Source organism: Photobacterium sp. R1, assembly GCF_054600795.1.
On the sequence record NZ_BAAHZP010000816.1, the window covers coordinates 1 to 248 of the forward strand.

1 pseudogene is annotated in these 248 nt (G+C 54.8%); it reads left to right on the plus strand.

Features of this window, described 5'->3' with window-relative positions:
* Positions 1–248, plus strand: a pseudogene (gene envZ / locus ACYP03_RS27335) (two-component system sensor histidine kinase EnvZ); the annotation flags it as partial.

Genomic DNA, 248 nt, shown 5'->3' on the forward strand with positions numbered 1-248 from the left:
TTACCCAGCCTGCAGCAGTTCAACCGCATCATGGCTTATGAAGTCAAACTGATGCTCAAGGAAGACGTGGAGCTGGCCGACGGTCATAAATTCCACCTCGATACCCCGCTGCGCCGGCAACTGCTGGAGCAGTTGGGAGTGACCCTTCATGCCGATGACAGTCCGGAATCGGCTGAATTCAGGGAAGCGACCCGCATTGATTATCTCAGTGAGGAAATGACCCGAGAGCTGAACACACCGACTGAGGT